Below are 12897 nucleotides of genomic sequence, written 5' to 3' on the forward strand. Positions count from 1 at the left end.
GCATTTGTATGGGGGGTGAGGATATGACAAATAAGCAAAAGCAAACATCCATTGATGAATTTAAACAGTTCGTCAGACGCCATCCGAAATTAATCCAAGAAGTGCAGACGCAAGAAAAAAGCTGGCAAAGTTTATACGAGAATTGGGTCATGTTTGGTGAGGAAGATGATATGTGGTCTCCTTACCGGCAAACACAAAAGGAAGAAGCAAAAGAAGAAAAAGCCGCTAAGCAAAGTGAACCGGGAAAAGCAGATTTTATGTCTAAAATGGTTTCTGCAGTGAAAAAAATGGACGCTGATCAAATGAATGAACAAATTAATAAAATGAGCCAGTCTATTTCCTCTTTACAAAGCTTACTCGGTCAATTTTCATCAAATGGCTCAAAGAAGGGTTCATCTGGAGGCAGCCAGCACCCATTCTCCTTCAGGAAAGATTAATTGAAAGGGGATGCTTTTGGTGCGGAGAGAAGTACAAGAGTTTGTCATGGCCGAAGAGGATCGAATCAAATTCATCAGGCAGCGCCCACTCTGGTATAGACAGTTAACGCGGCATCCTGAAAATGTCACTTCGTTTGAATTAGATAAAATGAACTTTTACGAAAAAACCATTCCTCATCGTGTGAGCCAGTTGAGCAATAGTGTCCAAATGGCTGAAATGATGATTCAGATGTTCCAAGCAATGCGCAATCAAAATGGAGCCGGGTGAGGCTTTTTTTGAGTTGATTAAGATGTCTATTTCATGAGCATCCTATGAAAGTAGACGAAAGGAGAATCAGAACATGAAATGGATGCTGTCAATATGCGCATTGCTTTTTCTTCTCACCGGATGTCAAAGTCAACATGATCAAGAGCAAGTAACTAGGCAAGAACCAGCAGTACCAGTCATGCAGCAGACGCAAAGTGAAATGAAGCAGCAAGGCTTTTTAAAATACAAAGTGCAGGGATCTGTTGTGTATATAGAAAGTACACTTCAAGATTTTCACCTTGAACCTTCACCCCTGAAAAAGGATAAGAAGGCGGGGTATTTTACTGTGTATGTAGACGGGAAACGGGCAGGCAATGAGTATACTGCGGCGTTTGTGGTCAAGCACCTTTCAAAAGGAAAGCATAAAATGACCGTTGTGCTAAATTCTCGTCACCCTGAATATAAGCAGAAAAGAGAGACGTGGGATGTATTTGTCACGTAAAAGCATTTTCTGATCCATAGGTTTCGTGGTAAACTATGAATTGGAGGTGCAACATTTATGTATGCGACAATCGAATCTGTGGAGCTCCAAGAGGAAGCAAATCAATTGGCTGCCATGATTCTTCAGTCGGAGGAGGCTGAACATTACCGCAACTGCTTTAAGCGTCTCCAGCAAGACGAAGAAGCCCAACAAATTATTGCCCATTTTACAAAAGTAAAAGAGCAATATGAAGATGTGCAGCGGTTCGGCAAATACCATCCGGACTATAGAACGATCTCAAAAGAAATGCGTGAGGTCAAAAGAAAGCTAGATCTTCACGATACAGTGGTTGATTTCAAAAAAGCAGAAACAGCGATTCAATCCATCTTAGATGAGATTAGTATTGAAATCGGTCAAGCTGTATCAGCATATATTAAAGTTCCAACAGGGAACCCATATTTTGATGGTCTATCATCATGCGGCGGTGGCTGTGGATCAGGAGGCAGCTGTGGCTGTAAAGTATCTTGACGAGACTTGAACGTCTCGTCTTTTACATAATGAACGGAAAGAATTGAAAAGCGGCAGGTGAAAAGATGGATACCAAACGTCAAGGGATGGTCGTTTGGCTGCATTCGTTAAAGCAGTCAAAAGCGCTAAGGAAATTTGGGAATGTTCACTATATTTCAAGGAAAATGAAATATGCAGTGATTTATTGTGATATGAATGATCTTGAGCGCCACATGGCAAAGCTCAGTTCATTACCATTTGTGAAACGTGTTGAGCCTTCCTATAAACCTTTTATTAAATTAGAGTACGAATCGAAATTGGACAAAGCAAAAGAGTATGACTATAAGGTGGGCTTTTAAAGACACAAAAAAACCCCCGCGGCATCACCCGCGGGGTCCTTCTATTCTTAATGATTCATTAAGGAGAAGGCAAAGGGAGAGGAGAAACCGGAGGAAGAACTTATGGGGAAACGTAAGTCTTCTCCGCGGTTGGCAACAGCACCACATCAGATGCTGTTAACAGTAGTATGACCCTCTCTTTTGTGATCTATACATAGAAAATGAATGGAATTCAGTGCATTGTCCCATGTGGAGTGGATATGGTAAGATAATGTTGAATTTTTTGTCATCAAACAATATTCAATAGATGCAAGCAGAAAAAGTGGTGGAAAAATGAGAGTGATTTCTGGAACAAAAAAAGGCCGCACGCTGAAAGCCGTACCCGGCCAATCAACAAGACCAACAACAGATAAAGTAAAAGAATCCATTTTTAATATGATTGGACCGTATTTTGATGGGGGATGGGCCCTTGATTTATTTGCTGGAAGTGGTGGTTTAGGTATTGAAGCGCTTTCTAGAGGGTTCGATCATTGTATTTTTGTGGATCGAGATATGAAGGCAATTCAGACGATTAAAGGCAACTTGAATCAATTGTCGCTGATGGATCAAAGTGAAGTGTTTCGAAATGATGCAAACCGTGCACTCGCTGCTGTAGTGAAGCGAGAAGAATCTTTTCAAGCCATCTTCCTTGATCCGCCGTATAAAGATCAAAAGTTGAAAGCACTTCTTGATACGATTGATGAGCATTCCTTATTAGCAGATGATGGCGTCATTGTCTGTGAGCACGATAAAGATGTGACACTGCCAGAGGAAGCAGGACAGCTACATATCTCAAGGCAGGAAATGTACGGAATGACTGGCATTACGATCTATAGAAAGCGGGGAAATTAAAGCATGGGGAATATAGCCGTTTGTCCGGGTAGCTTCGATCCAGTCACATTGGGCCATTTGGATATTATCAAAAGAGGGGCTAAGATTTTTGATGAAGTATATGTGTGCGTCCTCAATAACTCGTCAAAAAAGCCGTTGTTTACTGTTGAAGAGCGGTGTGAACTGATTCGTCAAGCAACAAAGGAGCTGCCGAATATCAAAGTGGAATCCTTTCATGGACTGCTCGTTGATTATGCGAAACAAAAAGAGGCGAAAGTCATTTTACGCGGACTTAGAGCGGTGACGGACTTTGAATACGAGATGCAAGGGACATCAATGAACAAAGTGTTGAATGATGACATTGAAACGTTCTTTATGATGACGAATAATCAATACTCCTTCTTAAGTTCAAGCATTGTTAAAGAAGTAGCGAAGTATCATGGATCAGTCAAAGAGCTTGTACCGCAAGAGGTCGAAGCTGCGCTGAAAGAAAAATTTAATGGATGAGTGCACTGTGCACTCATCCATTTTTTAATTTCTGATAATAGAGCGCAATATACACGATCAGACTGAACAAGGTGATGAGGGGACCAGCAGATACAAGCTGATTCCATAACACGCTGCTAAACACCACGACTTGCTCGCTTGCTTCAAATGCCCCTGCTGGAAGCGCCATGTCTGCTTTAGAGACGTAAAGGGGTTTGAATAACAAAAAGGCAAAGACGGCTGCGTAAATACCGTGAAGCAAACGGGCCAAGAAAAACGGTTTAAAACGTATATCGGTTGCTGCCAAAATGCCGGCTACCTGAGCTTGAACGGAGAATCCGCTAAATCCTAAAATAAAGCTGACCACAATCGTTTTAGCGAGCAGGGAAACCTCTTGTGACCCTGTGAGTTGACTTCCTAATGTGATTTCAAATAGACCCGCAATCATGGCTAGATCTAATTCTGGCGGAAGATGCATCGTTTTCAGTATATAACCGATCCCGATAGAGAGAAGATCTGTTACATGCACAACAGCGAGCATTTGACTAAAGACAGAAAATAAAATGATAAAGCCGCCAATCATAAAAAGCGTTTGAACAGATGACATGACAGCGTCACTTAATATTTGGCCAAGTGGTCTTTTTTCTGCGAGTCTTGCCGTATGAAGAGCGCTGAATGCTTCTCGAATTGGAGGCAATAAAAATCCTTTTCGGCTTCTGAGGTGCGCATCATGACGTGCTTTATATCCACGCATCGTCACCCCAACCGCGAGATTTCCTAAATAATGTGCACAGGCTAACACAATGCCTAAAGCTGGGTGATGAAAAAATCCTACAGCCACTGCTCCAAAAATGAACAAAGGGTTTGAAGAATTGGTAAATGACACAAGGCGTTCTGCTTCAATTCTTGTCAGCTGTCCTTCCTGCCGAAGTCTTGTCGTCAATTTAGCGCCAGAAGGAAAACCAGAGGCCATTCCCATCGCTAATACAAAACCGCCGACACCAGGCACCCGAAAGATAGGCCGCATAAATGGCTCTAATAATACGCCGACAAATCTGACAATCCCGAAACTGATTAATAGCTCGGACAAAATAAAAAAAGGTAGCAGCGATGGAAAAACCACTTCCCACCACATTGCAAGTCCATTTTTTGATGCTTGCAAAGAGGCTTGTGGATGTGTTATCACAGTGGCTGTTAAAAAGATAAAAAAAGCAGCGATGAACAGAGTGTTCCATTTTTTCATGGAGATGTCGCCCCTTGCCGTTATAATCTATTGGCTAGCTCGTGATTAAAGAAAAAGAGATGCTAGCCGAGCCTGTCTTCTATTACTATACGATGAGAAGGGGCATGTTTAGACCTATAGATTCGTATATATGCATAGAAAGAGGAGGGTGGATTCATGAAACGACCGATTATCGGGCTTGCGCTGGGCTCCGGGGGTACCAGAGGGATGGCGCATATCGGGGTTTTATCTAGTCTTGAGAAACAAGGAATTCAGGTGGATATGATCGCAGGAAGCAGTATTGGTGCTCTTGTGGGGAGCTTTTATGCGGCAGGACAAGACGTAGAAAAAATGAAAAAACTTGCACTTGTCTTCAGAAGAAAGTATTATGCTGACTATACACTGCCAAAAATCGGTCTGTTAAAAGGAAATCGAATTTTGCAGCTGATTCACACGTTTACATATGGGAAGAATATTGAAGAAATGCGCGTGCCTCTTGCGATTGTCGCCTGTGACCTTCAGACAGGGGAGAAGGTTGTGTTCAAAGAAGGGTCTGTCTCACAAGCAGTCAGGGCAAGCATTAGCATTCCGGGTGTGTTTGTTCCGCATGAAATAGGCGGCAGGCAATTGGTGGATGGAGCGGTAGTGGACCGCATTCCTGTCTCTGTTCTGAAAGAAATGGGGGCAGATCTCATTATCGCCTCTGATGTATCAAGGGTGAAAAAAACAGAAAAGGCAACGAGATTATCGGATGTCATTATGCAAAGTTTGGACATCCTTCAAAATGAATTGGTTCGTCACCAAACCATTCATGCAGATCTCATGATTCGGCCGAAGCTTGAGACCTTTAGCTCTAGTGCGTTTACACAGGTTCAAGAAATGATTGAAGCAGGGGAACTCGCCGCCGACCAACTAAGAGAAAAACTGAAAGATGTCATTGATAAATGGGAGTGTTAATCGAATGAAAAAATTAAATATTCGCTGGCTCAGCTTTTTTGCTGTTGTTCTAGTCTTATTTGGCTTAACTTTTGTGAAACTGCCCTATTACGTCACAAAGCCAGGTGATGCAACAGAAATTGCGCCACACATTCAAGTAGACGGAGGATATGGCGAGAAGGGCAGCTTTTCTCTTATGACCATTAAAGTAGGTCCAGCCAATCCATATACGTATTTGCTTGCAAAAATGAACAAGTATGACGAAATCGTTCCAGAAGAAAATATTAAAGCAGACGGAGAGTCTGATGAGGATTATATGAAACGGCAGCTGCAGCTCATGAAAAGTTCTCAAGAAAATGCGATGATTGCCGCTTATACAAAAGCGGGGAAAAAAGTAGATTATACGTTTAATGGGGTATATGCGAGCTATGTGATGAAAGGAATGCCTGCATATGGGAAGATTGAAGTGGGCGATAAGATCAAAAGCGTCGACGGCCGTACATATGAGTCAGCAGATAAAATGGTTTCGTATATTAGCAGTAAAAAAGCAGGCGCTGCTGTCCGTTTTGTACTTGAACGTAATGGCAAAGAAATCACGCAGAACGTGACGTTAAAACCATTTAAAGAAGAGCCAAAACGAGTGGGAATTGGCGTATCATTATTTACAGACCGTCATGTGAAAGTGTCTCCTTCTGTGAAAGTGGACATCGAAAACATCGGCGGTCCATCGGCTGGTTTAATGATGTCACTTGAAATTTACAATCAGCTGACAAAAGAAGATGAAACACATGGCTATGCGATCGCAGGGACTGGAACGATTGATGCAGATGGTACAGTCGGACCGATTGGCGGAATTGATCAAAAGGTTGTTGCAGCAGACAAAGCAGGAAAAGACATCTTCTTTGCACCGAATGATAAAGGTGACCCAAACTCTGACTACAAAAATGCAGTCAAAACAGCAAAAGATATTAAAAGTGATATGAAAATCGTTCCTGTGGATACCATGCAGGACGCACTAAACTATTTAAACAAATTAAAAGAGAAAGCATCATAAAAAGAGCAGCCTGACTTGCAGGCTGCTTTTTTTCTATCGAGGTGAAAAGAGCCCGCTCTCTTCATCATATCGAATCGGTGATGTTTTAAACTCTGCTTTCGTTAATTCTGTTTGCATGGGTTCACAGATGGGAAGGCTGAACACCCTTGAAGCGCGAATATCAAGATCAAGGGCGGGATGTGAAAAGGAAGACAGTTTACTCACAAGTGGTACATCCAACTCTTTTTTTACAAGAGACAGGTACTGTTGTCCTTTCCTTGTCATTCCAAGTAAACGAATATAGGGCGCTTTTTTCTCTTCAAGCAGCTCGTGCATCGTCTTTTTCTTCACGTTCATTAATAGATGCGTATTCATCCGCTGTAACCTTGTCCACGTATATCGTTTTGTTTTGACAAGTGATAGATACTCCTCGTAGGAAGACGCATGTGTCATGGCTTTTTGCATGCGGTGTTCAATGCCTTCTTCAATTTCATAGATGCCCTCTAGTTCACTCGTATCCATTGTATGAAAAACATGTTTCAGAAAGCGAAAATAGGCTTCTTGCGTATGTAAAAGACCATATGAAGAATGATAGTCGTGTAATTGCTTTAAAGTAGCGTCCGGGAGGTAGGGCGTGACTGCTTGAAATGAGCTCTGTTCTTTTAAAGCTTTTCGGATACTTGTGGCGCTTGCGATTTTTTGGTTGTCAGGTAGTTCTTCATCATGATAATCAGATGCAATTCTTTGAGACGTAAAAGGCTGCATGTGAGGAGCTCTCTCTAAGATGGCTTTAACATAATGAAAGCCTAAAATGTTATTTGGTTTGGACAAATCCAGTAAGTGTTCAGAATGAATGGCCTCATGAAACGCACCTGCTGCTGCTGCGGGATAACTAAGACCTTCTTTCACCTTTTCTTTTGTTAAAAGGTCAATCTCTGCCTTTTTTTCATGCCAAGCGTGTGCTGTGCGCTCAAATGCTTTGATCTCTCCATCCTCACTGCCGAAAAAAAGAGAATGGCATTTTAATGCATCGAGGATGGACACAGCGCCATTGGCGAAGGTTTCTGCCTTTTGTACGACATATATGTATGGAAGCTCACACACAATGTCTACACCGTTTTGCAGTGCCATTTTTGTACGTGCCCATTTTGAAACGATGGCAGGCTCCCCGCGCTGGAGGAAAGAACCGCTCATGACGGCAATGGCAACATCTGAGGAGGTTTGTTTTTTCGCCTGGTTCACATGATAGGCATGCCCATAATGAAATGGATTGTACTCGACAACGACTCCCACTGCTTTCAATAGATGTTCCGCCTTTCTTGCTATGGTTAAATGGTCTGTGCTACAGTAGCATAAGGGAAAAATGAAGACCATTTTTTTCAGTGTAGGCATTCCGAGAACTGATGTCAAACAGCCCTTTGACGTCATGAAGGACTGTAAAGAAAAAATATTGACAAATAGCATGATGAAAGCTATAATCATGTTTGTTGCTCTTAGAGGTGATACAATTGAAATGGACAGTTTATCAGTTACATCAAAAAGCTAAAAACAGCTTCGATTTTCATGAGACGGTTGACTTAAATGAACTTACTAGCCTTCATTCAGATATACGTCGCATTTCACCAGTAGAGGTGAAAGGGACTGGAGTGATCGAATCAAAGCAAGTCGCATTTGATTTAACCATCACAGGTGAAATGACATTGCCTTGTTCAAGAACGCTTGTTGATGTAAATTATCCATTTGCGATTTCAACAAAAGAACTATTTGTACTTCATAAGACAGACGATATAGAAGATGAAGACGTATCTGTTGTAGAAGACGATATCATCGACTTAACGCCTATAGTCAAGGAAGAAATTCTTCTTGAAGTGCCCATGCAAATCTTTTGCGACCAAGCTGACGTAAAAGGTGCTGCACCACAGGAAGGGAATGACTGGGCGGTCATTTCGGAAGATGCACATCAAAACCGAATTGATCCTCGTCTGGAAGGCTTGAAGAAGCTCTTAGAAGAAAATAATGAATCTTAACTCTTTAAGGAGGTGGGAATAATGGCTGTACCTTTTAGAAGAACTTCTAAAATGAAAAAAAGATTGCGTCGTACGCATTTCAAACTACAAGTACCTGGTATGGTAGCTTGCCCAGAATGCGGTGAAATGAAAATTTCTCATCGTGTCTGCAAATCTTGCGGAACATACAAAGGCAAAGACGTAAAAAGCAACTAATGCTTGATAAAAAAACGTGAGGGAATCTTCCCTTGCGTTTTTTTATTGATCTATTTTTTAGGTTTCTCTCCTGCAAATAGTCTATCTACTCTAGTAAGCGCATATGATGTGGTATTCAGATTCAGGGGGGATGATGAGTTGACGATTACACGGCAGGACGCATGGACACAAGATGAAGATTTACTTTTAGCAGAAGTTGTCTTAAGGCATATCCGAGATGGCGGTACCCAGCTTTCAGCATTTGAAGAGGTTGGAAAAGCATTGTCAAGAACAGCAGCAGCATGTGGATTCAGGTGGAATTCTTACGTCAGAAAGCAGTACCAGGCAGGCATTGAGCTTGCCAAAAAACAGCGAAAAGAACTGCGTAAAAAAATTGGTATCCATTCTTCGGGTTTACCGCAGCATGCGTTCACCATAGAGGAGAAGGCATCTTCTGATCAGACTGAACTGACGCTTCGAGAAGTAATTCGGTTTCTAGAGCAGCTTGAGAAAGAACCATCTGGTCCAGCTTATTTACGGGAGGAGCTTAAAGATGCACAGCATCAATTAAAATCACTCACCGAAGAAAATGAACAGCTGAAGCGTCAATTAAAAATGACAGAAGAAGATTACCGGGCACTTATTGGTATTGTAGAAAGAGTCAAACAGAATATCAGCTTAAAAGATTACGCAAAATAAGAAAACGCCCCTCACAGATGGAAAGAGGGGCGTTTTCTTATTGATTAAAATGATTAAGCGGACTCACCTGTGTTCTTTTGAATATGTGCAGGCTCCCAAATGAGTGGGTTTTCTCCTTTATCGCGTTCCATATCATATTTCACCGCTTCAAAGCCCATTTTATCCCAAAAACCGGCAGATTTGACGCGTGGATTCGTTCGAATTGGAAGGCCGAAAGATTTTGCGAAATCAACAAGCGCTTCGCCGTATCCTTTACGCTGATATCCTGGCAGCACTTCTAGCTTCCACAGCTCTAGATAATCATGATTATGGTCAAAATACGTCGTCGTCGAGCCATCTACTTGATAGAGGCTCATACGTGCCACAAGCTTATCTCCAAAGTAAATCCCATAAAATGGAGAGTTGCTGTCATTTTCAATCATATTACTTTCTAGGTCTTCAAGCATGGAAAGTTCTTGTATGCCATATTCCTTAAATTGTTTAAATTCCTCTAATGTTTTGTAGTTAATCAGAAGACGTTTTACTTGTGTCATGTGATCTTCCCCCTTACACACATAATGTCGACAGTGATGTCATTGAAGGCGTTTTCATCCCATCCGCCTAAAAAAGTTTTTACACTTATTATTATAGTTTTTTAATTAAAAAAATTCAATCATAGCGCGTTATCTGCTTTTTGCATCGTAGCACGAAACTGGTAAAATAGTTGATAACATGAAGTAAACAGAAAAAGGGAAGTGCGGCAATTGAAAATTGGAATCATTGGCGGTGGTGCGATTGGTCTGCTTTGTGCTAGTTATTTATCAGAGCATCATGACATCACCCTCTTTACAAGAAGAAAACAGCAGGCAGAAGAAATTCGAGCATTAGGCATTGAACGAATGGTAAGAGGGGAAACCATTCAATCAGCTGTTGGGGCCGATACGGGAGTCAAAGGAATATTTGATTTGCTGATTGTGACAGTGAAGTATCATCACCTGCAAGATGTTCTAAGTGAATTATCAGGACTGCCTCGTCAGCGGATCTTATTTTTGCAGAACGGAATGGCCCACTTATTCGATTTAAAGAACTGGAAAGCGGCACATCAGTTATATATTGGTGTAGTAGAGCATGGCGCAATGAAGGTGTCTGATCGCGCAGTAAACCATACAGGAATTGGTGTCATCAAGTGGGGAGCATTTCTGCATGAGGAAAAAGGACCTATGAGTAGTGGATTGTCATCGGCCGATTTTCAAATGATTTATACAGATGAATGGAAAAAGATACTGGAGGAAAAACTGCTCGTCAATGTGTGTATTAATCCGTTGACGGCTTTATTACATGTGAATAATGGGGAATTGGTATCGAACCCATCATATGAACATATGATGACATGTGCATTTGAAGAAGCGGTTTCCATTCTACGGTTGCCTGAAAAAGATCGTCTATGGGCTCATGTGAAATCGATTTGCCATCAAACGGCTGCCAATCAATCGTCGATGCTGCAAGATATCGTCAAAGGCCGCCAAACTGAAAGAAAAGCAATCATTGGCTACCTTTTAAAAAAAGCTCAAGGTCAAGGGATGACGCCGCCATTCCTCACTTTCTTGAATAGAAGCTTGGAAGTATTGGAAAAAAAGCAAACAAAATCTTTTGAGTGAGCTCATTTACATGCTATACTTTTTTCGGGAAACTAACTATTTATTGAAGAAAGGAAGTTCTAAACATGCAATTGACTGAACTTTCCATCCGAAGTCAGAATTTATTCATACGTGATTATATAGAAGAAAAAAAAGAGATGACTGCTTTTTTTGATTATGATATACATTCTGAGCACACATGGAAAAAGAGATACGACGATCTCATGGAAAGGAGCTTCCCGCGCGAGGCTTTAGCGGATTATATGAGCGCATATCATGCAAAATTTGATTCGGCTGCCATGCGTGAGAATATTGAGAAGATCCGTGATGAACGGAGCGTCATGGTGGTTGGAGGACAGCAGGCAGGCTTACTGGCAGGTCCGCTTTATACCATACATAAAATCATTTCCATTATTCAGTTTGCCAAAGAAAAAGAATCAGCGCTTGGCGTTCCTGTTATTCCGGTCTTTTGGGTAGCGGGTGAAGATCACGATGTAGACGAAATTAACTTTGTGTACACGTCTGGCGAAAAAGGCCCAGTCAAACAAAAGCTTCCATTACATCATGTGAAAAAAACAGCTGCGAAAAGAACACCTCTCCACCAAGAGAAAACAGAGAGATGGCTTCGTGATGTATTTTCAACCTATGAGGAATCTGCTTACACAAATGACTTGTTTGATCAGCTTCTTCGATGTTTACGCAAATCAGAAACGTTTACTGATTTCTTTGAGTGGATTGTTTGCGATCTATTTGAAGAAGATGGACTGCTGTTATTGAATTCAGGAGACTTCGGCGTGAAGCCACTTGAACGTACGTTATTCAAGCAAATTGTGGAGTCGAGTGATGCGATCGTGGCTCGCTTAAATAACACGCAGGCTGCCATGAAACAAGCGGGGTATCAGCCGATTATTGAAGCTGGTGACCATCAAGCCAACTTGTTTTACGAATATGATGATGAGCGTTTCCTCATGGAAAAAGAGAATGGCCAATTTTCTATATCCGAAGTGGGGCTTACTTGGACAAAAGATGAGCTTTTGCAGGAAGTCGAGGAGCACCCAGAGCGGTTTAGCAATAATGTGGTGACCCGTCCATTGATGCAGGAAACCCTTCTTCCAACGCTTGCTTTTATGGCTGGACACGGTGAAGTGAACTATTGGGGTGAGCTGAAAGGCATCTTCGAGTACTTCGATGTCAAAATGGCACCCGTTCTTCCAAGACTGCACGTCACCATTCTTGAAAGGCACATTGATAAGAAGCTGCCGATAAGAGAATTGTCGGTTGAAGAAGTGCTGACAAAAGGCGTGAAAGAAAAGAAGGATGCGCACTTTCAGCAAAGTCTCCCAGACAGCTTTGTTCAATCGGTTCAACATGCCAAACGTGAATTAGCGAATGTTCATGAGGCAATGAGACAAGAAGCGCTAGAGATCGAACCAAGCTTTGAACAGCTATTAGATAAAAATGCCAAATTTATAGAAGACCAGCTTCAATTTGTTTATCAAAAGGTTGCAAAGCGTGTGGAAGAGAAGGAAGGATACATCCTTCGAGATTTTGAACGGATTGAAAATAGTTTAAAACCACTCGAAGCACCACAAGAAAGAATTTGGAATATCATGTACTTTTTAAACAAATATGGTCCAGAATTCTTCAAAACGTTCAAAAATCTGCCATTTTCATTTCAAAACAAGCAACAAATTGTCAAACTTTGAAATAAAGTTTTAATGAACCCTGACTAGTTCAGGGTTTTTTTTTATGTGGAAACAGTGTAAAATAAGTTTTGTGGAGAGAAGTGGTGGATAGTGGAGAGTATGGGTGAGAAAGTGGGGC

The 12897-nt window shown here is 41.6% G+C and carries 17 protein-coding genes; 14 read left to right on the top strand and 3 right to left on the bottom strand.

Annotation, left to right across the window (positions count from 1 at the left end; translation table 11 throughout):
• The first annotated feature begins 23 nt into the window (after window positions 1–23).
• The 7 genes from BA79_RS02135 to coaD all read left to right on the top strand — a co-directional run bounded on the left by BA79_RS02135 (window position 24) and on the right by coaD (window position 3387).
• Window positions 24–437, top strand: a complete 414-nt coding sequence (locus BA79_RS02135; RefSeq protein ID WP_017367184.1) for a YlbD family protein — start codon at window positions 24–26, stop codon at window positions 435–437.
• Between the two features lie 19 nt (window positions 438–456).
• Entirely contained in the window at window positions 457–705 is a 249-nt protein-coding gene (locus BA79_RS02140) for a YlbE-like family protein (protein ID WP_017359376.1), read from the top strand.
• Between the two features lie 73 nt (window positions 706–778).
• A complete protein-coding gene (locus tag BA79_RS02145; protein ID WP_007499810.1) occupies window positions 779–1186 on the top strand; it encodes a hypothetical protein in 408 nt (135 codons plus the stop codon).
• 57 nt (window positions 1187–1243) lie between these two features.
• On the top strand, window positions 1244–1693 hold the full coding sequence (ricF, locus tag BA79_RS02150; RefSeq protein WP_007499807.1) for a regulatory iron-sulfur-containing complex subunit RicF: 450 nt from the start codon (window positions 1244–1246) through the stop codon (window positions 1691–1693).
• 65 nt (window positions 1694–1758) lie between these two features.
• Window positions 1759–2031 (top strand): YlbG family protein, encoded by a 273-nt coding sequence (locus BA79_RS02155; protein WP_008345023.1) that lies wholly within the window; start codon window positions 1759–1761, stop codon window positions 2029–2031.
• Window positions 2032–2343: 312 nt separating this feature from the next.
• Window positions 2344–2901: a 16S rRNA (guanine(966)-N(2))-methyltransferase RsmD gene (rsmD, locus tag BA79_RS02160; protein WP_007499805.1), complete on the top strand. Its 558-nt coding sequence runs from the start codon at window positions 2344–2346 to the stop codon at window positions 2899–2901.
• A gap of 3 nt (window positions 2902–2904) precedes the next feature.
• Complete coding sequence (gene coaD / locus BA79_RS02165; RefSeq protein WP_007499803.1) at window positions 2905–3387, top strand: pantetheine-phosphate adenylyltransferase; 483 nt, start codon at window positions 2905–2907, stop codon at window positions 3385–3387.
• Between the two features lie 13 nt (window positions 3388–3400).
• Here coaD and ylbJ read toward each other — a convergent pair whose 3' ends face one another.
• Window positions 3401–4609, bottom strand: a complete 1209-nt coding sequence (gene ylbJ / locus BA79_RS02170; protein WP_035700641.1) for a sporulation integral membrane protein YlbJ — start codon at window positions 4607–4609, stop codon at window positions 3401–3403.
• Between the two features lie 156 nt (window positions 4610–4765).
• Between ylbJ and BA79_RS02175 the strand changes: the two genes are divergently transcribed.
• Together BA79_RS02175 and BA79_RS02180 are read left to right on the top strand one after the other, a co-directional pair.
• Window positions 4766–5545, top strand: a complete 780-nt coding sequence (locus BA79_RS02175) for a patatin-like phospholipase family protein (RefSeq protein WP_035700644.1) — start codon at window positions 4766–4768, stop codon at window positions 5543–5545.
• A 4-nt stretch (window positions 5546–5549) separates the two neighbouring features.
• On the top strand, window positions 5550–6578 hold the full coding sequence (locus BA79_RS02180) for a SepM family pheromone-processing serine protease (RefSeq protein ID WP_035700646.1): 1029 nt from the start codon (window positions 5550–5552) through the stop codon (window positions 6576–6578).
• A 33-nt stretch (window positions 6579–6611) separates the two neighbouring features.
• Here the strand turns inward: BA79_RS02180 and BA79_RS02185 are convergent, their stop codons facing one another.
• Window positions 6612–7859, bottom strand: coding sequence for a nucleotidyltransferase (locus BA79_RS02185; RefSeq protein ID WP_368501622.1), 1248 nt, complete (start codon window positions 7857–7859; stop codon window positions 6612–6614).
• 206 nt (window positions 7860–8065) lie between these two features.
• Here BA79_RS02185 and BA79_RS02190 point away from each other — a divergent pair, with 206 nt between their 5' ends.
• The 3 genes from BA79_RS02190 (at window position 8066) to gerR (ending at window position 9457) form a co-directional block, all read left to right on the top strand.
• The gene (locus tag BA79_RS02190) at window positions 8066–8584 is read left to right on the top strand and encodes a YceD family protein (protein ID WP_008345010.1); all 519 of its coding nucleotides are present in this window, start codon (window positions 8066–8068) and stop codon (window positions 8582–8584) included.
• A 21-nt stretch (window positions 8585–8605) separates the two neighbouring features.
• On the top strand, window positions 8606–8779 hold the full coding sequence (gene rpmF / locus BA79_RS02195; RefSeq protein WP_008354700.1) for a 50S ribosomal protein L32: 174 nt from the start codon (window positions 8606–8608) through the stop codon (window positions 8777–8779).
• 138 nt (window positions 8780–8917) lie between these two features.
• The gene (gene gerR, locus BA79_RS02200) at window positions 8918–9457 is read left to right on the top strand and encodes a sporulation-specific transcriptional regulator GerR (protein ID WP_017359370.1); all 540 of its coding nucleotides are present in this window, start codon (window positions 8918–8920) and stop codon (window positions 9455–9457) included.
• 53 nt (window positions 9458–9510) lie between these two features.
• Here the strand turns inward: gerR and BA79_RS02205 are convergent, their stop codons facing one another.
• Window positions 9511–9990, bottom strand: a complete 480-nt coding sequence (locus tag BA79_RS02205) for an N-acetyltransferase (protein ID WP_007499784.1) — start codon at window positions 9988–9990, stop codon at window positions 9511–9513.
• Between the two features lie 210 nt (window positions 9991–10200).
• Between BA79_RS02205 and BA79_RS02210 the strand changes: the two genes are divergently transcribed.
• Together BA79_RS02210 and bshC are read left to right on the top strand one after the other, a co-directional pair.
• Entirely contained in the window at window positions 10201–11094 is an 894-nt protein-coding gene (locus BA79_RS02210; protein WP_035700655.1) for a 2-dehydropantoate 2-reductase, read from the top strand.
• 65 nt (window positions 11095–11159) lie between these two features.
• A complete protein-coding gene (gene bshC / locus BA79_RS02215) occupies window positions 11160–12779 on the top strand; it encodes a bacillithiol biosynthesis cysteine-adding enzyme BshC (protein ID WP_035700658.1) in 1620 nt (539 codons plus the stop codon).
• The last annotated feature ends 118 nt before the right edge of the window (window positions 12780–12897 follow it).

The organism is Bacillus altitudinis 41KF2b, assembly GCF_000691145.1.
In the GTDB taxonomy this organism is placed as follows: Bacteria; Bacillota; Bacilli; order Bacillales; family Bacillaceae; genus Bacillus; species Bacillus altitudinis.

What these genes read in the sequence shown, in the direction of transcription:
- rpmF (WP_008354700.1), top strand. Translation starts at nt 8,606, where the DNA reads ATGGCTGTACCTTTTAGAAGAACTTCTAAAATGAAAAAAAGATTGCGT.
- BA79_RS02145 (WP_007499810.1), top strand. Translation starts at nt 779, where the DNA reads ATGAAATGGATGCTGTCAATATGCGCATTGCTTTTTCTTCTCACCGGA.
- BA79_RS02180 (WP_035700646.1), top strand. Translation starts at nt 5,550, where the DNA reads ATGAAAAAATTAAATATTCGCTGGCTCAGCTTTTTTGCTGTTGTTCTA.
- BA79_RS02135 (WP_017367184.1), top strand. Translation starts at nt 24, where the DNA reads ATGACAAATAAGCAAAAGCAAACATCCATTGATGAATTTAAACAGTTC.
- BA79_RS02205 (WP_007499784.1), bottom strand. Translation starts at nt 9,990, where the DNA reads ATGACACAAGTAAAACGTCTTCTGATTAACTACAAAACATTAGAGGAA.
- rsmD (WP_007499805.1), top strand. Translation starts at nt 2,344, where the DNA reads ATGAGAGTGATTTCTGGAACAAAAAAAGGCCGCACGCTGAAAGCCGTA.
- coaD (WP_007499803.1), top strand. Translation starts at nt 2,905, where the DNA reads ATGGGGAATATAGCCGTTTGTCCGGGTAGCTTCGATCCAGTCACATTG.
- bshC (WP_035700658.1), top strand. Translation starts at nt 11,160, where the DNA reads ATGCAATTGACTGAACTTTCCATCCGAAGTCAGAATTTATTCATACGT.
- ricF (WP_007499807.1), top strand. Translation starts at nt 1,244, where the DNA reads ATGTATGCGACAATCGAATCTGTGGAGCTCCAAGAGGAAGCAAATCAA.
- ylbJ (WP_035700641.1), bottom strand. Translation starts at nt 4,609, where the DNA reads ATGAAAAAATGGAACACTCTGTTCATCGCTGCTTTTTTTATCTTTTTA.
- BA79_RS02175 (WP_035700644.1), top strand. Translation starts at nt 4,766, where the DNA reads ATGAAACGACCGATTATCGGGCTTGCGCTGGGCTCCGGGGGTACCAGA.
- BA79_RS02155 (WP_008345023.1), top strand. Translation starts at nt 1,759, where the DNA reads ATGGATACCAAACGTCAAGGGATGGTCGTTTGGCTGCATTCGTTAAAG.